At 44.0% G+C, this 24,194-nt stretch carries 20 protein-coding genes; 18 read left to right on the plus strand and 2 right to left on the minus strand.

Going from position 1 to position 24,194, the window contains the following annotated elements; all coding sequences use genetic code 11:
• The first annotated feature begins 17 nt into the window (after positions 1–17).
• The 14 genes from SB847_RS04160 to SB847_RS04225 all read left to right on the plus strand — a co-directional run bounded on the left by SB847_RS04160 (position 18) and on the right by SB847_RS04225 (position 16,689).
• The gene (locus tag SB847_RS04160; RefSeq protein WP_007611526.1) at positions 18–1,199 is read left to right on the plus strand and encodes a serine hydrolase domain-containing protein; all 1,182 of its coding nucleotides are present in this window, start codon (positions 18–20) and stop codon (positions 1,197–1,199) included.
• 292 nt (positions 1,200–1,491) lie between these two features.
• On the plus strand, positions 1,492–3,051 hold the full coding sequence (rny, locus tag SB847_RS04165) for a ribonuclease Y (protein ID WP_003154140.1): 1,560 nt from the start codon (positions 1,492–1,494) through the stop codon (positions 3,049–3,051).
• 60 nt (positions 3,052–3,111) lie between these two features.
• A complete protein-coding gene (locus SB847_RS04170; protein ID WP_003154137.1) occupies positions 3,112–3,906 on the plus strand; it encodes a TIGR00282 family metallophosphoesterase in 795 nt (264 codons plus the stop codon).
• 199 nt (positions 3,907–4,105) lie between these two features.
• Positions 4,106–4,366 (plus strand): stage V sporulation protein SpoVS, encoded by a 261-nt coding sequence (gene spoVS / locus SB847_RS04175; protein WP_003154135.1) that lies wholly within the window; start codon positions 4,106–4,108, stop codon positions 4,364–4,366.
• A 257-nt stretch (positions 4,367–4,623) separates the two neighbouring features.
• Positions 4,624–5,670, plus strand: a complete 1,047-nt coding sequence (gene tdh, locus SB847_RS04180; protein ID WP_007611527.1) for an L-threonine 3-dehydrogenase — start codon at positions 4,624–4,626, stop codon at positions 5,668–5,670.
• 12 nt (positions 5,671–5,682) lie between these two features.
• Positions 5,683–6,861, plus strand: coding sequence for a glycine C-acetyltransferase (locus tag SB847_RS04185; protein WP_139790834.1), 1,179 nt, complete (start codon positions 5,683–5,685; stop codon positions 6,859–6,861).
• A 152-nt stretch (positions 6,862–7,013) separates the two neighbouring features.
• Positions 7,014–8,543: a tRNA (N6-isopentenyl adenosine(37)-C2)-methylthiotransferase MiaB gene (gene miaB, locus SB847_RS04190; protein WP_003154116.1), complete on the plus strand. Its 1,530-nt coding sequence runs from the start codon at positions 7,014–7,016 to the stop codon at positions 8,541–8,543.
• Between the two features lie 2 nt (positions 8,544–8,545).
• Positions 8,546–8,977 carry a regulatory iron-sulfur-containing complex subunit RicA gene (gene ricA / locus SB847_RS04195; protein ID WP_003154113.1) on the plus strand — a complete coding sequence of 144 codons (432 nt, stop codon included), beginning with the start codon at positions 8,546–8,548 and terminating at the stop codon, positions 8,975–8,977.
• A gap of 252 nt (positions 8,978–9,229) precedes the next feature.
• The gene (gene cotE, locus SB847_RS04200) at positions 9,230–9,775 is read left to right on the plus strand and encodes an outer spore coat protein CotE (protein ID WP_003154111.1); all 546 of its coding nucleotides are present in this window, start codon (positions 9,230–9,232) and stop codon (positions 9,773–9,775) included.
• A gap of 118 nt (positions 9,776–9,893) precedes the next feature.
• The gene (gene mutS / locus SB847_RS04205) at positions 9,894–12,479 is read left to right on the plus strand and encodes a DNA mismatch repair protein MutS (RefSeq protein WP_410562186.1); all 2,586 of its coding nucleotides are present in this window, start codon (positions 9,894–9,896) and stop codon (positions 12,477–12,479) included.
• A 15-nt stretch (positions 12,480–12,494) separates the two neighbouring features.
• A complete protein-coding gene (mutL, locus tag SB847_RS04210) occupies positions 12,495–14,369 on the plus strand; it encodes a DNA mismatch repair endonuclease MutL (protein WP_101669527.1) in 1,875 nt (624 codons plus the stop codon).
• 569 nt (positions 14,370–14,938) lie between these two features.
• Positions 14,939–15,583 carry a BA5345 family protein gene (locus SB847_RS04215; RefSeq protein ID WP_101669526.1) on the plus strand — a complete coding sequence of 215 codons (645 nt, stop codon included), beginning with the start codon at positions 14,939–14,941 and terminating at the stop codon, positions 15,581–15,583.
• 191 nt (positions 15,584–15,774) lie between these two features.
• A complete protein-coding gene (locus SB847_RS04220; protein ID WP_410562182.1) occupies positions 15,775–16,197 on the plus strand; it encodes a hypothetical protein in 423 nt (140 codons plus the stop codon).
• 150 nt (positions 16,198–16,347) lie between these two features.
• The gene (locus SB847_RS04225; protein ID WP_101670442.1) at positions 16,348–16,689 is read left to right on the plus strand and encodes an HNH endonuclease; all 342 of its coding nucleotides are present in this window, start codon (positions 16,348–16,350) and stop codon (positions 16,687–16,689) included.
• A 216-nt stretch (positions 16,690–16,905) separates the two neighbouring features.
• Here SB847_RS04225 and SB847_RS04230 read toward each other — a convergent pair whose 3' ends face one another.
• Together SB847_RS04230 and SB847_RS04235 are read right to left on the minus strand one after the other, a co-directional pair.
• A complete protein-coding gene (locus SB847_RS04230; protein WP_410562179.1) occupies positions 16,906–17,721 on the minus strand; it encodes a hypothetical protein in 816 nt (271 codons plus the stop codon).
• A 294-nt stretch (positions 17,722–18,015) separates the two neighbouring features.
• The gene (locus SB847_RS04235) at positions 18,016–18,225 is read right to left on the minus strand and encodes a hypothetical protein (protein WP_326150415.1); all 210 of its coding nucleotides are present in this window, start codon (positions 18,223–18,225) and stop codon (positions 18,016–18,018) included.
• A gap of 717 nt (positions 18,226–18,942) precedes the next feature.
• Between SB847_RS04235 and SB847_RS04240 the strand changes: the two genes are divergently transcribed.
• The 4 genes from SB847_RS04240 to fabD (SB847_RS04255) all read left to right on the plus strand — a co-directional run bounded on the left by SB847_RS04240 (position 18,943) and on the right by fabD (SB847_RS04255) (position 24,157).
• The gene (locus SB847_RS04240) at positions 18,943–19,620 is read left to right on the plus strand and encodes an MBL fold metallo-hydrolase (protein ID WP_003154103.1); all 678 of its coding nucleotides are present in this window, start codon (positions 18,943–18,945) and stop codon (positions 19,618–19,620) included.
• 314 nt (positions 19,621–19,934) lie between these two features.
• The gene (gene fabD / locus SB847_RS04245) at positions 19,935–20,804 is read left to right on the plus strand and encodes an ACP S-malonyltransferase (RefSeq protein ID WP_038458064.1); all 870 of its coding nucleotides are present in this window, start codon (positions 19,935–19,937) and stop codon (positions 20,802–20,804) included.
• Positions 20,805–20,940: 136 nt separating this feature from the next.
• On the plus strand, positions 20,941–21,915 hold the full coding sequence (locus tag SB847_RS04250; RefSeq protein ID WP_410562175.1) for an acyltransferase domain-containing protein: 975 nt from the start codon (positions 20,941–20,943) through the stop codon (positions 21,913–21,915).
• Position 21,916: 1 nt separating this feature from the next.
• Positions 21,917–24,157, plus strand: a complete 2,241-nt coding sequence (gene fabD / locus SB847_RS04255; RefSeq protein WP_326150926.1) for an ACP S-malonyltransferase — start codon at positions 21,917–21,919, stop codon at positions 24,155–24,157.
• The last annotated feature ends 37 nt before the right edge of the window (positions 24,158–24,194 follow it).

Genomic DNA, 24,194 nt, shown 5'->3' on the forward strand with positions numbered 1-24,194 from the left:
TCTGAGGAGGAAAAAAGATGACGAGCCCCCGCCGCACAAGAATAAATAAAAAAAGAAAGAAGAAGCTGATGAAAACGGGAGGGCTGTTTCTTTTTCTGCTGCTTGTTACTGTTTTTATTATGATCTGGACCGTCACGGCGCATCATCGGGAGAAGGAATCCGTTAAAAGCGCTCCCGCCGCTCAATCTGATACTTCAAAAGACCAGACTCAACAGAAAAAAGAAAAGACGCAAAAAGAGAAAACACCTAAATCAATCGATCACAATAAACAGATCAGCAATTACTTGCAACAGATCGGGTTCAGCGGCACTGCAATGATCGTAAAAGATGGAAAAGTTGTGCTGAAAAAAGGCTTTGGCTATGCGGACCGAAAACAAAAAATTAAAAACAATCCGGAGACATCATATTATATCGGTTCTTCACAAAAAGCGTTAATCGCGACGGCTGTCCTGCAGCTTGAAGAAAAAGGGCTGCTGCAGACGAGTGACCCCGTCAGTACATACTTGCCGAATTTTCCTAACGGTACGCGCATTACATTGAAAAATCTGCTCAATCATACGTCCGGCATAAACGGGCATATTGAGGGTCAGGGACCGATTGCTCCAATTGATTTAATCAAGGATATAGAATACCGCGGAATTAAACGGCAGCCCGGGGTTTGGGATTACAGGGATTCCAACTATTCAGTGCTTGCTTATATCGTATCTCAAGTCAGCGGGGAGTCTTATGAACAATATATAAAAGAGCACGTGTTCAAACCGGCCGGAATGAAGCATGCCGGATTTTACAAAACATTTGCCAAAGCCAAATATCCTGCCGTCGGCTACAAAGTCGATGAGAGCGGCAGTCTTGTAACGCCGCACCTTCTGGACTTATCGCAGCTGTACGGGGCGGGCGACATGTATATGAGCGCTGAAGATCTCTATAAATTTGATAAAGCGATCGTAAACGGCACGCTCCTTTCAAAAGAAAGCTTCACAAAAATGTTTACAGCAGGAAGCAGTGCCGCTTACGGCATGGGGTTTTACATTGATCCGGGAAGCTATTCCAATCACGGTGTTATGCCCGGTTACAACATTTTGAACAGCTTCAGCCATTCAGCAAGCAAATATGTCATATTACTGTCAAACATTCAGAATAATGCCAAATTAGGACAGGTAAACAATAGAATTTACCAATTGCTTAACCAGGCGGACTAACAGAGCCGTCATTCACGAAAAGCGGATGAAGGTATGGTATGATATATACATGGGCGAAGATCCGAGCTGAAGGCGAATCGTTAAGCTGGCAAGCTTGACAAGTATTTCCGACACAATTACAATGAAGTTGTAACATTTGTTTTTTTAACATGATTGTTAAACCATTTAAACTTGACAAGGGCATGAGAGACTCATTCCCTGTGAAGGTTCTGTATGTTGAGAAAATCAGACAATGTACATGCCGGCACTTATTTAAGCAAAAACCAAGTTCATAGCAAGAGGAGGTGAAAGTATGACCCCAATGACGGTTCTCATCTCCATTTTGCTGACTCTGCTCGGTTTAGTTGTTGGCTACTATGTTCGTAAAACCATTGCCGAAGCAAAGATTGCGGGCGCACGCGGTGCTGCCGAGCAAATCCTTGAAGATGCAAAGCGTGATGCTGAAGCACTGAAAAAAGAAGCTCTGCTTGAAGCAAAGGACGAAATCCATACACTTCGAATAGATGCTGAACAGGAAGTTCGTGAAAGACGAAATGAGCTTCAAAAACAAGAAAACCGTTTACTTCAAAAAGAAGAAAATCTTGACCGTAAACATGAAGGAATTGATAAACGGGAAGCGATGTTGGAGAAGAAAGATCATTCTCTGAATGAACGACAACAACATATTGAAGAGATGGAAAGCAAAGTGGATGAGATGATTCGTATGCAGCAGTCAGAACTCGAACGCATTTCGAGCCTGACACGGGATGAAGCGAAACAAATCATTCTTGACCGGGTTGAAAATGAGCTTTCACATGACATCGCCATCATGACAAAAGAAACCGAAAACCGTGCGAAAGAAGAGGCAGATAAAAAGGCGAAAAACATTCTGTCGCTTGCTTTGCAGCGCTGTGCAGCAGATCATGTTGCCGAAACGACGGTATCGGTCGTTAATCTTCCGAATGATGAGATGAAAGGACGTATCATCGGCCGTGAAGGGCGTAACATTCGTACGCTTGAAACGCTTACAGGTATTGACCTGATTATTGATGACACACCTGAAGCAGTCATTCTTTCCGGATTTGATCCGATCAGACGGGAGACGGCAAGAATCGCTCTTGATAAACTCGTTCAGGATGGCCGTATTCACCCGGCGCGCATTGAAGAAATGGTTGAAAAATCCCGCCGTGAGGTTGATGACTATATCCGGGAAATGGGTGAGCAGACGACGTTTGAAGTCGGCGTTCACGGACTCCACCCGGATCTGATCAAGATCCTCGGCCGGTTGAAATTCCGTACAAGCTACGGGCAGAACGTACTGAAACATTCTATGGAAGTTGCGTTTTTAGCCGGTTTAATGGCTTCCGAGCTTGGAGAAGATGCAAAGCTTGCCAAGCGGGCCGGTCTTCTGCATGACATCGGAAAAGCAATTGACCATGAAGTGGAAGGAAGCCACGTGGAAATCGGAGTGGAGCTTGCGACCAAATATAAAGAGCATCCAGTCGTCATTAACAGTATTGCGTCACACCACGGAGACGAAGAGCCGACTTCCATTATCGCCGTTCTGGTCGCTGCCGCTGATGCATTGTCAGCCGCAAGACCGGGCGCGAGAAGTGAAACGCTCGAAAACTATATCCGCAGACTTGAAAAGCTTGAAGAAATCTCCGAGTCTTACGAAGGTGTTGAAAAATCATTTGCGATTCAGGCCGGCCGTGAAGTTCGCATTATGGTCAAGCCGGACTCCATTAATGATTTAGAAGCCCATCGTTTGGCACGTGATATCCGTAAACGAATTGAGGACGAGCTTGATTATCCGGGCCACATTAAAGTGACCGTAATCAGAGAAACTCGAGCCGTAGAGTATGCAAAATAAAGTGATGCTTAGCGCATCACTTTATTTTTTTGAGTCCCTGAAAAGGAAGGAATGGAATGTATGAGAATTTTATTTATCGGAGATGTTGTCGGTTCCCCGGGCCGCGACATGGTAAAAGAATATGTCCCGAAACTGAAAGCGAAACATAAACCGCATTTTACAATTATTAACGGAGAAAATGCAGCACACGGAAAAGGACTGACAGAAAAGATCTACCACAGCCTGATGGAAGCGGGAGCAGATGCCATTACAATGGGAAACCATACGTGGGATAAAAGAGAGATCTTCGACTTTATTGATGATGTGCCGCATCTTGTCCGGCCGGCGAATTTCCCGGAAGGTACGCCGGGCAAAGGCATTACCTATATTAAATCGAACGGAAAAGAGCTTGCCGTCATTAATTTACAGGGACGGACGTTTCTTCCGCCGCTTGATGATCCGTTTGCTAAAGCGGATGAATTAATAGAAGAAGCAAAAAAGCGCACGCCGTACATTTTTATTGATTTTCACGCCGAAGCGACAAGCGAAAAAATTGCGATCGGCTGGTACACAGACGGAAGAGCCTCTGCCGTGGTAGGCACCCATACACACGTGCAAACGGCAGATAACCGCATTTTGCCGAAAGGAACGGCATATATTACTGATGTAGGCATGACGGGTCCGTACGACGGAATTCTCGGTATGGACAGAGAAACGGTCATCAAGCGGTTTAAAACCAATCTCCCTGTCCGGTTTACGGTGGCGGAAGGTAAAACTACGCTGAGCGGAGTGCTCATTGACATCGACGATCAAACGAAAAAGGCCGTAAATATCGAACGGATATTAATCAATGATGACCATATGTTCTTTGAATAGGTGATCATGTGTTTATTTTATAAAAATATTAAAAGGAAAAGCAGGAATATAGCAACTTCTTAGTGAATATAGTAAAAATGGAAGGTAGCCCGCTATTTTTGAAAAGCATTGTGGGGATGGCTTTTTGGATAGCAACATCTAATAATGATTGTTCTAATGAACACTCACTTATCCATTGTAAAACTAAGGGGGAGCAGAAATGGAAATCTTAAAAGTTTCAGCAAAATCAAGTCCAAATTCAGTAGCAGGCGCGCTTGCCGGTGTATTGAGGGAACGCGGAGCCGCCGAAATTCAAGCAATTGGGGCGGGTGCCTTAAATCAGGCTGTTAAAGCGGTTGCGATTGCCAGAGGCTTTGTCGCGCCAAGCGGCGTAGATTTGATTTGTATTCCGGCTTTTACAGATATACAGATTGACGGAGAAGAAAGAACGGCGATTAAGTTAATCGTCGAACCCCGTTAAAAACAAAAACATGACATTCTCAACCTGCTTGCGTAAGGCGAGCGGGTTGTTTTTATTGTTGTCATATTTTCTCACAATATTATATTGATAGTACGAAGAGATGATAAATGGCTTTATTCATATAATATTCAAAAAAAATCACGCCCATTTTTCCGGACGGAAGCAGTTGTTTTCTTGGAGTGGACACTGGTATTTACCTCCTTTTTATCTCATGTTACAATCCAGTTATTACAGTGTTTTTTCGAGGAGGAGTGTACATGTTGGGAGGAAAGATGAAAGCTATCGTCAAAAATGAAAACGCTTTCGGAGCAACTCTGAAAGAAATTCCCATACCTTCCATAAATGAGAATGAAGTTCTCATTAAAGTACAGGCCGCATCTATATGCGGTACAGATGTGCATATTTATAATTGGGATCAATGGGCGCAGAAACGAATCAAAACACCTCAAGTATTCGGACATGAATTCAGCGGTATCGTAGCGGAAACGGGCAAGCACGTCACAAATGTCAAAATAGGTGACTATGTTTCGGCTGAAACCCACTTCGTCTGCGGTACTTGTGTCCCTTGTTTAACAGGAAAACATCATGTGTGCACCCATACAAAGATCCTCGGCGTAGACACAGCCGGTTCCTTCGCTGAATATGTCAAAGTGCCGGCTCGAAATGTTTGGAAAAATCCCGCTGATATGGACCCCGCCGTCGCTTCTGTTCAAGAGCCGCTTGGCAACGCGGTGCATACGGTGCTGGAAAGCAGCCGGCTTGCGGGCGGTTCCGCTGCAATTATCGGCTGCGGACCGATCGGGCTGATGGCGGTGGCAGTGGCTAAAGCGGCCGGTGCATCCCGTATTGCGGCCATTGATAAAAATGATTACAGGCTGGCTCTTGCGAAGAAATTAGGAGCCACGATCACCATTTCAGCTGATAAGGAAGATCCGCTTGAGGTGATCGACACCTTAACAGGCGGAGAAGGGATCGACCTTGTCTGCGAAATGTCAGGCCACCCGGCAGCTATCGCACAAGGATTAAAGATGGCGGCCAACGGGGGAAGGTTCCATATGCTGAGTCTGCCGGAACGTCCGGTGACGGTTGACCTGACAAATGACGTGGTGTTTAAAGGACTTACCGTCCAAGGCATCACAGGCAGAAAAATGTTTGAAACATGGCGGCAGGTATCGCATCTGCTTGAATCCGGCCTTGTTGATCTGACGCCGGTGATCACGCATCAGTTTCCGCTTGAAGACTTTGAAAAAGGGTTTGACCTGATGAGAAAGGGCCAGTGCGGCAAAGTCATTTTGATTCCATAAGGGGAGGGTTCTATAATGAAAGAATTTGAATTTCTAAAAGCCGAGCTTGATAAAATGAAAGAAAATAAAACGTGGCAGCAAATGAAACAAATTGAAACGAAGCAGGGTCCGTCGGTGGAAGTCAAAGGGGAAAACGTGATACAGCTTTCATCGAACAATTATCTCGGTTTGACGTCGCATCCAAGGCTTGTCGAAGCGGCTAAACGCGCCGCGGAAGAATTCGGAGCGGGTACGGGTTCCGTCCGGACAATCGCCGGAACATTCACAATGCACAATGAGCTGGAGAAAAAATTGGCCAACTTTAAAAAAACAGAAGCGGCACTTGTTTTTCAATCGGGGTTCACAACGAATCAGGGCGTCTTATCAAGCATTCTTACAAAAGAAGATATCGTGATCTCTGACGAACTGAACCATGCTTCCATCATTGACGGGATCAGGCTGACGAAAGCAGATAAAAAGGTGTACCGCCATGTTGATATGGACGATTTGGAAAGGGTGCTGAAAAAATCAATGAATTACCGCATGCGCCTGATCGTCACCGACGGCGTATTCTCAATGGACGGCAACATCGCTCCTTTGCCTGACATCGTCAAACTTGCAGAGGCGTACGATGCCTTTGTAATGGTCGACGACGCGCATGCTTCCGGCGTACTCGGAAAAAACGGAAGGGGAACGGTTAATCACTTCGGGCTTGACGGAAGAGTCCACATACAGGTGGGCACATTAAGCAAAGCCATCGGAGTGCTTGGCGGTTACGCCGCAGGGTCGCAGGTTCTGATCGATTACCTGCGCCATAAAGGGCGTCCTTTCTTATTCAGCACTTCTCATCCGCCTGCGGTAACGGCCGCATGCATAGAAGCCATTGACGTCCTGCTGGAAGAGCCGGAGCATATGGAAAAGCTATGGGAGAACACGGCGTATTTCAAAGACAAACTGGTTCAAATGGGGCTGACCCTCACAAAAAGCGAAACACCGATCGTGCCGATATTAATAGGGGAGGAAGAAAAAGCCCAAGCATTATCAGACCTTTTATTGACCCGCGGCGTCTTTGCACAAAGCATCGTGTATCCGACGGTCGCCCAAGGAAAAGCGAGAATCCGCACCATTATTACGGCGGAGCATACAAAAGAGGAGCTTGACCGGGCGCTGGAAGTAATCCATTCAGCCGCAAAAGAGCTGCAGCTTGTGTAAGGGGGAAATGATTCCCTCTTTTTTATTTCTTATTGATTCTTATTGATTCTTATTCTCAATAAGGTGTACAATAATAGGCTGGCGGTTGTGCCAAACGCTTTTAACCAGTATACTTGAGGGTGGAAGTTTCGGTTGAAAGGAGACATTCGAACATGAATGAAAAGCAAAAGCAGGAAAGCGGACAAGTGAATCCGGCGGACAAAAAATCCGAAAAGGATTACAGCAAGTATTTTGAAGCCGTATATATTCCGCCTTCTTTAAAAGATGCGAAAAAACGGGGCAAAGAATCCGTTCAATATCATAACGATTTTAAAATCTCAGAAGAATTTAAAGGCCTCGGTGAAGGCAGGAAATTTTATATCCGCACGTACGGATGCCAAATGAACGAGCATGATACGGAAGTCATGGCGGGTATTTTTATGGCGCTCGGTTATGAAGCGACAAATTCGGTTGATGACGCTAACGTTATTTTATTAAACACTTGCGCTATCCGGGAAAATGCTGAAAACAAAGTGTTCGGAGAGCTCGGCCATTTAAAGGCGCTCAAAAAAAATAACCCGGACCTGATTCTCGGCGTCTGCGGCTGCATGTCACAGGAAGAATCAGTCGTAAACCGCATCCTTAAGAAGCACCCGTTTGTCGATATGATTTTCGGCACGCACAACATTCACCGTCTGCCGGAACTGTTATCAGAGGCATATTTATCAAAAGAGATGGTCATTGAAGTGTGGTCGAAGGAAGGGGATGTCATTGAAAACCTTCCGAAAGTCCGCAACGGAAAAATTAAAGGCTGGGTCAACATTATGTACGGCTGTGACAAGTTCTGCACATACTGCATCGTACCGTATACCCGCGGAAAAGAACGAAGCCGCCGTCCTGAGGAAATTATCCAGGAAGTCAGAAGACTTGCAAGTGAAGGCTATAAAGAAATCACGCTGCTCGGTCAAAACGTGAATGCGTATGGAAAAGATTTTGAGGATATGACGTACGGTCTCGGTGATTTAATGGACGAACTGCGTAAAATTGATATTCCGAGAATCCGATTCACGACGAGTCATCCGCGTGACTTTGATGATCATCTGATCGAAGTGCTCGCCAAAGGCGGCAACCTTCTTGACCATATCCATCTTCCGGTTCAATCAGGAAGCTCAGCGATGTTAAAAATGATGGCGCGCAAATATGACAGAGAACGCTATCTGGAGCTTGTCGGAAAAATTAAAGCGGCGATGCCGAACGCTTCACTGACGACCGATATTATTGTCGGTTTTCCGAATGAAACCGATGAACAATTTGAAGAAACGCTTTCGTTATATCGCGAAGTGGAATTTGACAGCGCATATACGTTTATTTACTCTCCTCGTGAAGGCACGCCGGCAGCGAAGATGAAAGACAATGTTCCGATGAGGGTCAAGAAAGAACGTCTTCAGCGCCTCAATGATTTGGTGAAAGAAATTTCAGCCAAAAAAATGAAGGAATATGAAGGCAGGACTGTCGAAGTATTAGTTGAGGGAGAAAGCAAAAATAACCCTGACATTCTTGCCGGCTATACGGAAAAAAGCAAGCTCGTCAACTTCAAAGGGCCGAAAGACGCCATCGGCAAGATTGTACGCGTCAAAATCGAACAGGCGAAAACATGGTCGCTTGACGGTGTGATGGCAGGAGAAGCAATCGAGGTGAAATAATAATGACGCTTTACTCTAAGAAAGACATTGTACAGCAGGCAAGGAACCTTGCGAAAATGATTTCTGAAACAGAAGAAGTCGATTTTTTCAAACGCGCCGAGGCGCAGATTAACGAAAATGAAAAAGTCTCTGCGATTATTAATCAGATTAAAACCCTGCAAAAGCAAGCCGTTAACCTGAAGCACTACGAAAAGCTTGAAGCGCTGAAACAAGTGGAAAGTAAAATTGACGCCCTGCAGGAAGAGCTTGAAGGGATTCCGATCATTCAGGAATTCAGAGATTCCCAGATTGAGGTCAATGACCTTCTTCAGCTTGTCGCACATACGATCTCAAATCAGGTGACAAACGAAATCATTACATCTACCGGAGGCAACCTGCTGACGGGAGAAACCGGTTCAAAAGTAAAACATTCGAATAACAGCTGTTCTATTTAAACACGTGGCCTTCATCGGCCCGTGTTTTTTTGCTGTTTGAGAACTAATTGTAATATGTACTAAATTTTCATTGGGTCACCGTTTTGTCCCGTTTTACTGGAAAGTTTTATCATACTTAAAAGTAAAGTTTCTGGGCAGGGCTGCATACAATGAAACAGAAACTTTGTATTTTTATATTTTTATTATAAAAATGCACATGAGACAAATGCCCAGCATAAGATAACACGAAGAAGAACAAGGAGGCCTGCCGGAATGTCTGAATACAGGGAAATTATTACGAAAGCGGTAGTTGCGAAAGGAAGAAAATTCACCCAATGCACCAACACGATCTCACCTGGAGAAAAACCGTCAAGTATATTGGGCGGCTGGATTATCAACCACAAGTACGATGCCGAAAAGATCGGGAAGACTGTAGAAATTGAAGGGTATTATGATATAAACGTCTGGTACTCTTACGCCGATAATACAAAAACGGAAGTTGTAACCGAGAGAGTAAAGTATGTCGATGTGATTAAACTCAGATACAGAGACACAAATTACTTAGATGACGAACACGAAGTCATTGCCAAAGTGCTGCAGCAGCCGAACTGTCTTGAAGTCACCATTTCTCCTAACGGAAATAAAATCGTGGTTCAGGCAGAGAGAGAATTTTTAGCAGAAGTGGTCGGTGAAACGAAAGTTGTCGTCGAAGTCAATCCTGACTGGGAAGAAGACGATGATGATGATTGGGAAGACGATCTTGATGAAGAATTAGAGGACATTAACCCTGAATTTTTAGTCGGAGATCCTGAAGAATAAGTTGAGGCTAGGGGAGTTTAACACCCCAAGTCTCTTTTTTATATATAAAGATATCACTCTTTTGTTTATGTTATAATGGGATTCGGATAAGAGAAGATACATAGTGAGGGATTAAATGATGGCTAGTTACACGCCTATGATACAGCAATACTTGAAGATAAAGGCAGAGCACCAAGATGCCTTTTTATTTTTTCGGCTTGGTGACTTTTATGAAATGTTTTTTGAAGATGCAAAAAAAGCGTCACAAGAGCTTGAAATTACACTGACAAGCAGAGACGGAGGTTCGGCTGATAAAATTCCGATGTGCGGCGTGCCGTATCATTCCGCCGCGGCTTATATTGAACAGCTGATTAAAAAGGGCTATAAAGTGGCGATCTGTGAGCAGACGGAAGATCCGAAGGCGGCTAAAGGCGTTGTGAAAAGAGAAGTCGTCCAGCTGATCACACCGGGAACAGTGATGGATGGAAAAGGCATTCATGAATCGGAAAACAACTTTATCGCTTCCGTTTCCGAATTCCGTGACGGATACGGTCTCGCTTTATCAGACTTAACGACCGGAGAAAACCTGGCCGTATTTATTGAGCGGATTGAAGATGTCATGTCAGAAATTTACTCAGTCGGCGCAAAGGAAATTGTCGTATCGAGCAAGTTTAACGAACATACAGCTGCTCAGCTGAAAGAACGGTGCGGCGCCACGATTTCTATCGAAGACAGGGAAATAACAGAACGCATTGAAATCGCAAAGCACTTGCCGGGCGAAGAGCTGACAGAGACGTTTATGCGTTTATATACGTATTTGCAGAAAACGCAAAAACGGAGCCTGGATCACCTGCAGCCGGTTCAAGTATATGAATTGGAAGAAGCGATGAAAATTGACCTGTATTCAAAACGGAATCTTGAGCTGACGGAAACGATCCGTTCGAAAAGCAAAAAAGGGTCATTGCTTTGGCTTTTAGACGAGACGAAAACAGCGATGGGCGGCCGGCTTCTCAAACAATGGATTGACCGCCCGCTGATCAGGGCATCCCAAATCGAAGAACGCCAGGAAATGGTCGAGACGCTGATCAATCATCTGTTTGAGCGTGAAGATCTGCGAGAGCGCCTGAAGGAAGTATACGATTTAGAACGTCTGGCGGGCCGGGTCGCATTCGGAAACGTCAACGCAAGGGATTTAATCCAGCTGAAAGAATCTTTAAAACAAGTGCCGAGCATCAAAGAGCTTGTAGGGTCTCTTAACCATAAAAAAGCAAAAGAACGCGCCGGCTTGATTGATCCGTGCGGAGATTTGCTTGACCTGTTAGAAGAAGCCCTTCATGAAAACCCGCCGTTATCGTTAAAAGAAGGCAATTTAATTAAAGACGGCTATCATCAGAAGCTCGATGAGTACCGTGACGCCAGCAAAAACGGTAAAGACTGGATTGCCAGACTGGAGCAGCAGGAACGCGCTTATACGGGCATCCGTTCATTAAAGGTCGGTTTCAATAAAGTGTTCGGCTATTATATTGAAGTCACAAAAGCAAACCTTCATCTGCTTGAAGACGGACGGTATGAGCGGAAGCAGACCCTCACAAACGCCGAACGGTACATTACGCCAGAATTGAAGGAAAAAGAAGCGCTTATTTTAGAAGCGGAAAACAACATCTGCGAGCTGGAATATGAGCTTTTTGCCGGACTGCGTGAAAAGGTGAAACAATTTATTCCGCGTCTGCAGCGTCTTGCCAAACAAATGAGTGAGCTGGACGCACTGCAATGCTTTGCTACGATCAGTGAAAACAGGCATTACACAAAGCCTGTCTTTTCTGATAATGAAGTAAAAGTCATTGAAGGGAGACACCCCGTCGTTGAAAAGGTGATGGACAGTCAAGAATACGTGCCGAACAACTGCCTGATGGGCGATTCGCGGGAAATGCTCCTGATTACGGGTCCGAATATGTCAGGTAAAAGCACGTACATGAGACAGATCGCACTTCTATCGATCATGGCCCAGATCGGCTGTTTTGTGCCCGCAAAAGAAGCGGTTCTGCCGATTTTTGATCAAATCTTCACGAGAATTGGGGCAGCGGATGATTTGATTTCCGGACAAAGCACCTTTATGGTGGAAATGCTGGAAGCGAAAAACGCGATTGTGAACGCCACAAAAGACAGCCTGATCCTGTTTGATGAAATCGGCCGCGGGACATCAACGTACGACGGAATGGCGCTGGCACAGGCGATTATTGAATATGTCCATGATCATATCGGCGCTAAAACACTGTTCAGCACGCATTATCATGAGCTGACGGTGCTTGAAGATAAGCTTCCTCAGCTGAAAAACGTTCATGTGCGCGCAGAGGAATATAACGGAACGGTCGTGTTTCTCCATCAAATCAAAGAAGGAGCCGCAGATAAAAGTTACGGCATTCATGTCGCCCAGCTTGCAGAGCTCCCGGACGATCTGATCAGCCGCGCGCAGGAGATTTTGAAACAGCTTGAGCAGACGGGAGATAAACCGGAGCTTCCGGCGGTATCTGAGAAAAAGTCCGCCGTCAGAGAAGAACCGGCACAGCTGTCCTTTTTTGCTGACGGTGAAAAAGAACAGAAGGCACCGGCTGTTTCTAATAAAGAAAAACAAGTGCTTGAAGCCTTTAAGTCAATCAATATTCTCGATATGACGCCGCTTGAAGCGATGAATGAAATGTACAAGCTGCAAAAAAAATTAAAATAGAAAGAGGTGACGGACTTGGCAAAAGTCATCCAGCTGTCAGATGAACTTTCAAATAAAATAGCGGCCGGCGAGGTGGTCGAACGGCCTGCCTCAGTCGTTAAAGAATTGGTGGAAAACGCCATCGACGCAAACAGCACAGTCATTGAAATCGACATAGAGGAAGCGGGGCTTTCGTCGATTCGGGTGCTCGATAACGGCGAAGGGATGGAAACCGATGATTGCAAGCGGGCTTTCCGCCGCCACGCGACCAGTAAAATCAAAGATGAAAACGACCTGTTCCGGGTGAGAACCCTCGGTTTCCGCGGAGAAGCTTTGCCAAGTATCGCGTCTGTTTCTCATCTGGAAATCAAAACGAGCATCGGCGAGGGAGCGGGAACCCATCTCATTCTTCAGGGCGGGAATATCATTTCTGAACAGAAATCCTCCAGCAGAAAAGGAACGGAGATTATCGTTACCAACCTGTTTTTCAATACACCCGCCAGATTGAAATATATGAAAACCGTGCATACGGAGCTCGGCAATATTACGGATGTTGTCAACCGGATCGCTCTTGCGCATCCGGAAGTATCGATCCGTCTCCGCCATCAGGGGAAAAATCTGCTGCAGACAAACGGTAACGGGGACGTGCGCCATGTGCTGGCCGCAATTTACGGGACGGCGGTTGCGAAAAAAATGATACCGCTCCATGTCAGCTCGCTTGATTTTGAAGTCAAGGGCTACATTGCGCTTCCGGAAATCACGCGTGCATCCAGAAACTACATGTCATCTGTCATTAACGGAAGATACATTAAGAATTTCCCGCTTGTAAAAGCGGTGCATGAGGGCTATCACACACTTCTGCCGATCGGCCGCCATCCGATTACGTTTATCGAAATTACGATGGACCCGATTTTGGTTGATGTCAATGTCCATCCGTCGAAGCTTGAAGTCCGCCTCAGCAAAGAGACGGAGCTGCATGAGCTAATCCGTGACGGGATAAAGGAAGTGTTTCAAAAGCAGCGGCTTATTCCGAGCGCCCAGCTCCCGAAAAAATCAGCGCCGGCACCGGCCAAAAACGAACAGCAATTTATGACATTTGAGGAAAGCGCGCCTGAGCGGAAACTTCCTGAAAAAACGCCGGAGCCGTCTTACTCACCAATGAAGCTGAGTTCGGTCGTAAAAGAGCCTGAGCCGGTAATAATAGAAGAAGAGATCCTCCCGAATGAAGCGGATCACGGAGTGCCGCCGGAGATCGGTATGCCCGAAACGGCAGCGCCTGTTTCCGATATTCCGGAGCCGGAAGCTGTCTCTGAAGAAATACGTGAAGAAAGAGTTCCGGTGATGTATCCGATCGGACAAATGCACGGGACATATATTTTGGCCCAAAACGAAAACGGCTTGTATATCATTGACCAGCATGCGGCCCAAGAACGGATTAAATACGAATATTTCCGGGAAAAAGTCGGGCAGGTCGAGCCTGAAGTGCAGGATATGATCGTGCCGCTCACTTTTCATTATGCGGCAAATGAAGCGCTGATCATTGACCAGCATCAGCATGAGCTTGAAAGCGTCGGAGTATTTTTAGAAGCATTCGGCACGAACAGCTACATCGTCCGCTGCCATCCGGCCTGGTTTCCAAAAGGGGAAGAAGCTGAACTGATTGAAGAAATCATTCAGCAGGTGCTTGACGCCAAACAGATCGATATTAAAAAACTGCGGGAGGAAGCGGCCATTATGATGAGCTGCAAAGGCTCAATCAAAGCGAACCGCCATTTGCGCAACGACGAAATCAAAGCGCTCTTGGACGACCTGCGCCGAACGACAGACCCGTTCACATGCCCGCACGGCCGGCCGATCATTATCCACCACAGTACGTATGAGATGGAGAAGATGTTTAAGCGTGTGATGTAGAAGGGTTCAGTGTGGGATGTACCCCTCGTGCCCACATTTTGCCCACGGATTTTAGCTGTTTAGGTATTTATCAAACCGATTAATGCTCTTTTGATTGTGGTTCTGCGTGATATGAATATAGACATCAGCGGTCATTTTCACATCGGTATGACCGAGTTGTTCACTTACAAAATTTGTTATCCGAACGAAAGCAAAAGCATTTTATCGGCTGGCCTTTGCTCTTCGCGTGGAAGTCTATAAGGACGGGGGCGCGCCGGAATGAATTTTGTTCAGCCGATAAGGGACCCGGAATGCATTTTCTATATCAAACGGCGGGAGGGACTGCTGCAGAGCAAAAAGGAATGTACTAAAACGATTTTGACAGAAACTTGGCATAATAACGGCATACCATTTTGTTTTACATAAGGTATTATAGTAGTATGCAATAAATTAAAAGAAGCGGGACCGCTGATAAGCGGAGTCGCTTCTTTTATATTCTCTGCAGACAATTTTGGTAAATCGTTCGACAAAATTTGCGAATGGTTCCATTGTTCCTTCTTTTTACCGATAATAGGGTGGGAGGAGATTTCATGAGTTTTGAAACAAAGTATTTAATAAGATGGGGTATACCCGGATGGATGTTGATTTTTTGGATAGGAGCCTATTTTGTACTCACTGAAACCGACTATATATCAGCTCATTTAAAGTTTTCTGGGCTAGAAAAATTAATAGGTGTTTTTATTTCTCTGAGTATATTTGGCGTGGTAGTAGGTTATATAATTCATCATTTATACTTTGTAGCAAATTGGATATTTAATAAAAACCGGATTTTTGATAAAGCAATTAAGCAGGTTGAGAATTTTCCCAAGCCTGACAATTGGGCAGATAACAATAAGAAAGATTATTTTTATTTTGAGGTTTTATGGCATGAAAATTTATTAAAGATTAAAGAAGAAGATAAAAGAAACTATATCGTTGGAAGGTATAGGTACTTGCTATCAACAATTCATGCCTTGGGTACTGTATTTGTAAGTCATTTTTTAGCTGTTTTGTTTACAGTGATAGCAACTCTGTATAAGTATGGCTCTTTTTCTTACCCGCCGATGGTAATAGCTATGTTAATTATACAACTTGTAATATTGTTTATTTCTGTATCAAGTTTCAGATACTACTCTGCAAACTTGAATTATTTTCAAGGAAGTTTTTTAGATAAAATGTTAAAAAATAAGATTTAGCATCCTGTGGGGTGCTTTTTTATATTCTTCGTAAACTGCATCCGTTAGGTGAAACAATTGGCGACTGACACTTTCTAAGCGTAGAATAAACAGATGTAAAAAAGGATATTATGGTGATATTTATAAATTGACTATGCACCTGTCTAGATTCTTGTCATAAAATAAAACGAATTAATTGAGGAGTGATTCTGATGCATTTAAATCAAAATTATAGTACAGGAGCAAATTATGTTCCTAATTATGGGTACCCGGTTTATCAACCACTCATACAGCATAAGCAGAACCGAGAACAAAGGCAAGTTGTAGATGGAGGAACATTATATACATCTGATTACACACGTCATGAAGATCTTGGAGATGGTTTTGACCTTTGGCTATGGCGAGAAAGAACGCAAGTTCCTGGAAATGCGTATCTTGCAATACGTTTAGATGGGTCAGGTAGCAGAGCTATAAGCGCAGGGTGGTCTATTTCAGACTATTTGCCTGCTTATGCGATGGAAAGTTTCAATGATATTATACACAACCGTAGTGATCAATGGATAATCACTATTCACAATCCTACACCTAATCCTAGAATACTATCCTTTTATTTAATAACTAAGAGAAATAGATAAAGATGAATAGATATTAAAACATTGTGCATTTAACAAAATGTATGTTGTTATTAAATAACATTGTAATAAAGGTGAAATTATTAACTATAACCGACAATCGATTATTTTGTTATTGGAAAACTATAAAAGAAGAAACAGAGGATAAGATTGATGCCCCTTAAGCCACTGAAAATATGCGCTGCCCGTGGGTACCCTAGCCTCACCAGTGACCGGTACTGTGATACACATAAGACACAACAACAAGAAGAAACAAAAAATTACAACAAACATTCCAAAACAATCATAAGTTTATATAAATCAACAGAATGGAAACGAACAAGACAACTTGCTTTGATACGAGACAATTATCTCTGTCAGCATTGTTTGAAAGATCATTGCTTCACCCCGGCTGACATGGTGCATCATATTGTGGAAGTAAAGAAAGATTGGTCGAAACGATTAGACATGTGTAACGCCTGTCACAACAAGGCTCACGGTAGCAAGGGCAAGTGACCCTCCCGCTAACAAATCTTTGAAAGGGAAACGGACGGAGAACGGCGATCCCCCTTCTGCAAACAAACACCGCTTTTCAAAGTTCCGAAAACAGCAGAAAGCCCCTCAGCAAATTTGCCGAGAGGGCTTGGTACGACTGGTTTTGTTGTTGATTTCATCGTAACACGAAGGAACGAAAGCCTCCCTTAATGAGAGGGCTTTTTTCATTTAAATTGATTAATAACTTAAAGATTGAGAATAGTTTCTCGCACTGACCTTCATCTTTTCACCGGATCTTTTGTAAGAGACTTTTGCTAGGGTTTCGTTTTCGTCTATGTATGGAGCTTTCCAAAATACAGAGATTTCACTAACGCTTTTGTCTTCTATTGCTGTGCGAGCAGCTAAATCATCACTATATAATTCAATCATTTTCTTAGTTCTTGCTAATGAATTTTTTAAATCAAAGGACAAGTGAACCAGTGCAATGTTTTGACCGTTTTCTTTAGTTCCAAGATCCTGATTGACTTCAATATCTTCGACAGAAACGTTATGTAGGTGTTCATTTACTAATTCTTTAATTTTATTTTCGGGGTTTTCCGTTACATCCACATACGGTGAGTCATCTAATTCTGATTGATCACTTTTAGTAATTAACCCATATTCACTTTTGACACTTAACTTATCATCAACAAAATGAAGAGATACCGTTGCATCATTTTCCAAGCTGTCCTCTCCATCAAAATCGTAATCTGGTGATGAATATTTATTAATTTTATATTCAGATTTCGCTTTTCCGCCAACAATTTTTTTGACTTCATCATAAGTCATATCTTCTCTTATTTTTTTATATTCGCCTGGCGTAATGGTCGCAATAGGTTCATCTTCATATTTAATAAAATGCTTATTAATGAACCCTATTGAAAGTAATATAACGATACATGTAAGAGACAGCCGAAGCCCAGTTCTTCTTGTTTTTCCCGGAACCAGCAATATTACCCCAATAAATGCCCCTATAACCATGAAACCACCAAACAATGCAATAAATAAAGCCATAATGATCTCCTCTCCTATCTTCGAACATAAACATCTTAAAACAAAAGAGGAAGGATTTCCATACTTGCAAGAGTTTGCTGTCACTGAAGATGAACCTGGAAGCACAATAAAAAAAGCAAGGGGTCTTTTTGGATGGTCCCGAATTTTTCATTGAATGTTACTTGTGAAAAATCTCTTAAAAGAGCAAGATGATTCTCATGGGAAGACATGGGGGAAGAATTTAAATAAAATTGGAATTTGGTGAGCTGACAATCTAAAAGAGTCAAAGGGGGCTAGTAATTAGCCCCCTTACATTTAGTTCTTCCTGTGGTTTTTTCTATTTTTGATCAAACTGAAAACCACTAAGAGAACCACACCGATAGCAACGATATAAAATGGAATTTCTGCTGCTGCGGTATTAATATTCTTAAGAACAAGGATAAGCCCTATTAAAACTATAGGAATAATATAAGTTAGAATTCTTATAGCTTTTGGGCTCGGTTCAGCGTTTCTTTTATTTTCCATAATTACCTCCCGTCTAAAGCTTAACACAGGTTAAATTTGATAATCACCAACAATAGTCCCGTTTAAAGGGAAAAAATAAGAGTTTAAGTAATCCATCAAGCGGCGTACGTGCCATTTGGTCCAGAAGATGCTTTATCTCTAGCATAAAAGATTACTCAGGGGAGAATGCTCCGGCTGTTCCAAGAAAGTGAAGAAACAACATCTTGTGTGTGAATTACGTCGTATTTTTCTAATTTTGAATTGTGTGTTAATGCCAACACATAAGCATAACATTGAAATTCGGTGTAAGGAGCTAAGGTATTCTGATATATTTTGAGGAAGCCGTATGGGTTTAGTTTAGCTTGAAGAAAAGGATTGAAATAAGAATCAAGATTGAATGTCATTTAAAGACTGAGTATCCTCTCAGGCTGCTTCGAGACAATTCTTTTCAAAACAAAAACTCGATTTGATTTTCTTTCTTTTTATCCGAAAATTATACCATTCTTCATTTTCTGAATAAAATCTCCTAAAGTATTCATGTAAATGAATATTTTTATTTCCTTATATACTACGATAACAAATTTTAAAAACTTCGGCTGGTTCTTTTGGTTGATTTGAACAGTTTTTTAACTTTACCGGAAAATCCATGGAAAAACGTGGTGTCATCTGGTAAAGTGGTTACAGTCGGCTGGGCGGCGGCAGCAGTCTGCCCGGATCTTTTAAATGGGAATGGTGACAATGGATCATACATATGAAGTGCATCAAATTAAAACTTATCACCAGATGTGGTCCAACTATTGTTATATTATCGCAGACCGCTCGAAAAAATCTGCGATAGCGGTGGACCCGTCCTGGGAAATCGATAAAATAACCGATAAACTGCATGAATTGGATGTTGATTTATCAGCTATTTTATTAACACATTCGCATTATGACCATGTAAACTTGGCGGAGCCGCTTCAGCAAATCTATCATTCTGATATATACATGTCGTCGGCGGAAATCGATTTCTATCAATTCCGGTGCAGAAACTTAATAGCGCTTGAAGACGGCCAAACCTTTGCGGCCGGAGGGTTTATCATCAGAAGTATATTGACCCCGGGACATACGGCCGGGGGAATGTGCTATTTGCTATCTGATCATCTTTTTACCGGTGACACCGTGTTTACAGAAGGGTGCGGTATATGTGAGGACAGGGGCAGCTCAGCTGAAGATATGTTTCACAGTATACAGAGGATCAAAGCCTCCATTCCGCCGCATGTGCGTGTGTATCCGGGGCACTCCTTCGGGGAGAAGCCGGGTCAAAAAATGGAGAGTCTTTTGAAAAATAATATTTACTTTCAGATTGAAAAAAAAGAACATTTTGTGAATTTCCGCAACAGAAAAAATCAAAAAGGGCTGTTTCATTTTAAGTAATGTGTAATTTAGTTCTATCTAACTAGCTTTTCTTTTGAGATAAGGAACTTCTGAAATGGAATGGAAGTTATTACTAGATTTCTGGTGATGAATGGCTGAGTAACGGGAGTTTGCGGAAGAAAACGCCGGGCAGGCCGGATGGGACATTCTGCTTATGCCTGTTCCGAAAGCCCTGAGTCTGCCTTTCGACAGGGAAAAATAGGTATTATTCAGGAGTTCGCATAGGATAAATTAACTTGACATGGTATTTTTGTGAAGTTACTATCAACTTGAACATGCTTCTTATCTGAATCCGAGAAAGGATGGCTGAGAAAATGATCACATACTTATTCCCCGGACAAGGTTCTCAAAAGCAGGGAATGGGGAGCTCATTGTTTGATGAATTTAAAGACTTAACGGAGCAGGCTGATGAAACACTCGGATATTCTATGAAACGGCTTTGTCTTGAGAATCCGTATTCCAACCTTCACAAGACGCAGTTCACCCAGCCTGCTTTATATGTTGTAAACGCGTTAAGCTATTTGAAAAAAATCCAAGACAATGACATAAAGCCGGATTATGTGGCCGGCCACAGTTTGGGAGAATATAATGCGCTGTTTGCAGCAGGTGCTTTTGATTTTATTACCGGTCTGCAGCTTGTCCGTAAAAGAGGCGAATTAATGAGTATGGCCACTGACGGAAAAATGGCCGCTGTTATGGGGTTAACTGCAGATCAAGTGTCAGACGCCCTTCAAACGCACGGATTACATACGATTGATATTGCCAATATGAATTCTCCTCACCAAGTTGTCATATCCGGACGCAAAGAAGACATTGAAAGAGCCAAAAGCGTATTCGAAGGATTAAAAGACGTTACGATGTTTCATCCGTTAAACGTAAGCGGCGCTTTTCACTCGAGATATATGAGTGAAGCAAAACAAGAGTTCGAAAAATTTTTACAGTCATTTCATTTTTCTGCTATATCAATTCCTGTCATTTCTAATGTGCATGCCAGACCTTATGAGCAAGACGGAATCCACTCCGTTCTGGCCGATCAGATCGACCATTCAGTGCGATGGAACGACAGCATCCGCTATCTGCTGGACAAAGGGCGGATGGAATTTGAAGAAGTCGGCCCGGGCCATGTGCTGACAGGACTTATTCACCGCATCAAAAAAGAAACTGAAGCTTCACCCGCCATGTAGCGGAACGCAAGTCAAAATTCTTATCTCACACAATAGTGCCAGCCATACAACATCACGACCACTTCACCTGCACACGACATCAAGAAACACTCACAAATCAATATTTTAAAAAAATAAGCAGCAAAAAGGAGAACAAATGAACCAGCCAATTGTTTTCATGTTTTCTGGACAGGGTTCCCAATACTATCAAATGGGGAAAGAGCTGTTTGCACATAACGCCGCTTTTCGGCAGAAAATGCTTGACTTGGACGATTTTGCAGTCAGCCGTTTCGGTTACTCTGTCCTAAAAGAGATGTATCATACAGGCAATCGTCTGTCTGATCCATTTGACCGCCTTCTTTTCAGCCATCCTGCCATTTTCATGGCTGAGTACGCACTTGCATATGCTTTGGAGCAAAGAGGCATACGTCCTGATTATGTGATCGGAGCAAGCCTCGGAGAGTATGCAGCGGCCGCTGTGTCGGGCGTGCTGAGCGCCGAGGATGCTTTAGATTGCGTGCTGGAACAGGCCCGAATCGTTACGGAAACTTGCCGTAACGGCAGCATGCTTGCGATACTGGGTGATCCGGCTTTATATCAAGATGATCCGCTGCTCGGCGAACATAGTGAATTGGCATCTGTAAACTATCATTCTCACTTTGTCATCTCGGGAGAGCGGGAGCATATCAAAAGGATCATGGACGATCTGAGAGAAAAGCAGATTCCTCATCAGCTATTGCCGGTATCTTACGGGTTTCACTCAGCGCTGGTTGATCAGGCGGAACAGCCGTACAAGCGCTTTTTAGCTCAGAAATCAATCCGGACTCCGTTTATACCGTACATCTCCAGTGCGACAGGAGAGGCTGAGACCGATATACAAGCGGACTTTTTCTGGGATATCGTAAGAAAACCGATGCGATTCCGCGAAGCGCTTCAATTCGCAGACAGCCGCCAAAAAGGATTGTATATCGATGCCGGGCCTTCCGGAACATTGGCCGCATTTGCCAAACAGATTCTTCCCGCGGGATCGGCTGAACGCATCCGTACCATTATGACGCCGTTTCATAAAGAACAAACACATTTGCAGCAAATAGAAGACAGCATTTTATCACCGCCCGGAAGGAGACTGTAAGATGATCAGCTTTGTTTTTCCCGGCCAAGGCTCGCAAAAAATAGGGATGGGAGAGGACCTGTTCGGCCGCTATCCTGAATTAACCGCAAAGGCCGATCACATTCTCGGATATTCCATTCAGGAGCTGTGCCGGGACGGAGAACGTCTCAATCAGACTCAATTCACTCAGCCGGCGCTCTATGTCGTCAATGCCCTCAGTTATTTGAAAAAAACAGAAGAGACCGGCTTGAAACCGGATTTTACCGCCGGACACAGTTTGGGCGAATATAACGCGTTATACGCTTCGGGCGCCTTTGATTTTGAAGAAGGCTTACAGCTGGTCAAAAAAAGGGGCGAACTGATGAGCCGCGCAAAAGGAGGCGGCATGGCAGCGGTGATCGGCCTGACCCATGAGCAGGTGACGGATGTTTTAAGAGAAAATCACTTGGATATGATTGATATCGCCAACATGAACACACCGCAGCAAATTGTCATTTCCGGATATAAAGAAGATATTGAAAAAGCCGCATCCGTTTTTGAAGCCGTAAACGGCGTAAAAATGGTTCACCGCTTAAATGTCAGCGGCGCCTTTCATTCCAGATACATGCTGGAAGCGAAGGAAGAGTTTTCACGCTTTATTGAATCTTTCCGTTTTAAGCCGCTGTCCATTCCGGTCATTTCAAATGTGACGGCAAGACCCTATGAGCAGAGAGAGCTGAAAGAGACACTCACCGGACAAATAACGGGATCTGTGAACTGGACAGACAGCATCCGTTTCTTAATGGGAAGAAAGAACATGAGCTTTGAGGAAATCGGTCCCGGAAAAGTGCTGACGGGGCTGATTCAAAGAATTACGGCTGAAGCGGAGCCGATAACAGATGAAATCAAAGTCCCGGCCGAGGCTGGAAAAAGCTCAATTACGGCGGCGTCTTTAGGGAATGAAGAGTTTAAGCGCGATTATCAATTGAAATACGCCTACTTGGCTGGCGGCATGTACCGCGGAATTTCTTCGAAGGAAATGGTCGTCAAACTGGCCGAAAAAGGAATGATGGGCTTTTTCGGAACGGGCGGTTTGAACATCGCGCACGTTGAGGACGCTATTTTGTCAATTCAGCATGAGCTTCGTGACGGCGGTTCCTTCGGCATAAATGTTGTACATAATATGAAGCATACAGATTCAGAAGAAAAAATGATTGATCTTTTATTGAAGCATGGGATTCAGAACTTGGAAGCATCAGCGTTTTTAACGGTTACTCCCGCTTTAGTAAGGTTTCGCGCTAAGGGGTTAAAACGCGGTGCCGGCGGACAAATAATAGCCCGTCAGCGGATTATCGCCAAGCTGTCCCGTCCGGAAGTAGCGGAAGCGTTTCTCAGCCCGGCGCCTGATCACATTCTGCAGAAACTTGCAGCCGAAAACAAAATTACCGCAGAAGAAGCAAGTCTGATGAGAGAAATACCTGTTGCGCATGACATCTGCGTAGAGGCTGATTCAGGCGGCCACACTGACGGCGGGGTTGCTTATAGTCTCATGCCGGCGATCATCCGTTTACGAGATGACATGATGAAAAAATACCGATACGGCAAAACCGTCCGCATCGGAGCCGCAGGGGGAATCGGAACGCCCGAGGCTGCCATGGCCGCATTTATGCTCGGCGCTGATTTTATTGTGACCGGATCTATTAACCAATGCACCGTTGAGGCAGCGACGAGCGGCCTCGTAAAGGACCTCCTGCAGCAGATGAATGTACAGGACACGGCCTACGCGCCGGCCGGCGATATGTTTGAATCAGGCAGCAAGGTGCAGGTATTAAAGAAAGGGCTGTTCTTTCCGACCCGCGCCTCTAAGCTGCATGAATTGTATCAGCGTCACCGCTCAATTGAAGAAATTGATGAAAAGACACTCAGACAAATAGAAGAGAAGTATTTTAAGGCAAGTGTAAGCAGTATTTATGACAAAGTGAAGGCTCATTATTCGAATGAAGACATTTCAAAAGCCGAACGGAATCCGAAACAGAAAATGGCGCTCATATTCAAATGGTATTTCAGGCAAAGTTCTGCTTCGGCGATTAAAGGAGACCCGGATGCCAAGGTAGACTTCCAGATTCATTGCGGCCCGGCATTAGGCGCCTTTAATCAATGGGTGAAAGGTACGGAGCTGGAGTCCTGGAAAAACCGCCATGCCGATGGTATCGGCATGCGGCTTATGGAAGAGACGGCCTCGCTTTTGAATCAGAAGTTAGGTTCATTTTTGCAAACGTGTTGACAAGACGAAATGATAGATTGAAAACATGGAATATTCA

The sequence above is a fragment of the Bacillus sp. SIMBA_026 genome (assembly GCF_046535335.1).
Taxonomy (GTDB): domain Bacteria; phylum Bacillota; class Bacilli; order Bacillales; family Bacillaceae; genus Bacillus; species Bacillus velezensis.

What these genes read in the sequence shown, in the direction of transcription:
- miaB (WP_003154116.1), top strand. Translation starts at nt 7,014, where the DNA reads ATGAATGAAAAGCAAAAGCAGGAAAGCGGACAAGTGAATCCGGCGGAC.
- SB847_RS04220 (WP_410562182.1), top strand. Translation starts at nt 15,775, where the DNA reads ATGCATTTAAATCAAAATTATAGTACAGGAGCAAATTATGTTCCTAAT.
- SB847_RS04225 (WP_101670442.1), top strand. Translation starts at nt 16,348, where the DNA reads ATGCCCCTTAAGCCACTGAAAATATGCGCTGCCCGTGGGTACCCTAGC.
- rny (WP_003154140.1), top strand. Translation starts at nt 1,492, where the DNA reads ATGACCCCAATGACGGTTCTCATCTCCATTTTGCTGACTCTGCTCGGT.
- SB847_RS04230 (WP_410562179.1), bottom strand. Translation starts at nt 17,721, where the DNA reads ATGGCTTTATTTATTGCATTGTTTGGTGGTTTCATGGTTATAGGGGCA.
- fabD (WP_038458064.1), top strand. Translation starts at nt 19,935, where the DNA reads ATGATCACATACTTATTCCCCGGACAAGGTTCTCAAAAGCAGGGAATG.
- SB847_RS04235 (WP_326150415.1), bottom strand. Translation starts at nt 18,225, where the DNA reads ATGGAAAATAAAAGAAACGCTGAACCGAGCCCAAAAGCTATAAGAATT.
- SB847_RS04215 (WP_101669526.1), top strand. Translation starts at nt 14,939, where the DNA reads ATGAGTTTTGAAACAAAGTATTTAATAAGATGGGGTATACCCGGATGG.
- mutS (WP_410562186.1), top strand. Translation starts at nt 9,894, where the DNA reads ATGGCTAGTTACACGCCTATGATACAGCAATACTTGAAGATAAAGGCA.
- cotE (WP_003154111.1), top strand. Translation starts at nt 9,230, where the DNA reads ATGTCTGAATACAGGGAAATTATTACGAAAGCGGTAGTTGCGAAAGGA.
- tdh (WP_007611527.1), top strand. Translation starts at nt 4,624, where the DNA reads ATGTTGGGAGGAAAGATGAAAGCTATCGTCAAAAATGAAAACGCTTTC.
- SB847_RS04160 (WP_007611526.1), top strand. Translation starts at nt 18, where the DNA reads ATGACGAGCCCCCGCCGCACAAGAATAAATAAAAAAAGAAAGAAGAAG.
- fabD (WP_326150926.1), top strand. Translation starts at nt 21,917, where the DNA reads ATGATCAGCTTTGTTTTTCCCGGCCAAGGCTCGCAAAAAATAGGGATG.
- SB847_RS04170 (WP_003154137.1), top strand. Translation starts at nt 3,112, where the DNA reads ATGAGAATTTTATTTATCGGAGATGTTGTCGGTTCCCCGGGCCGCGAC.
- ricA (WP_003154113.1), top strand. Translation starts at nt 8,546, where the DNA reads ATGACGCTTTACTCTAAGAAAGACATTGTACAGCAGGCAAGGAACCTT.
- SB847_RS04250 (WP_410562175.1), top strand. Translation starts at nt 20,941, where the DNA reads ATGAACCAGCCAATTGTTTTCATGTTTTCTGGACAGGGTTCCCAATAC.
- SB847_RS04240 (WP_003154103.1), top strand. Translation starts at nt 18,943, where the DNA reads ATGGATCATACATATGAAGTGCATCAAATTAAAACTTATCACCAGATG.
- spoVS (WP_003154135.1), top strand. Translation starts at nt 4,106, where the DNA reads ATGGAAATCTTAAAAGTTTCAGCAAAATCAAGTCCAAATTCAGTAGCA.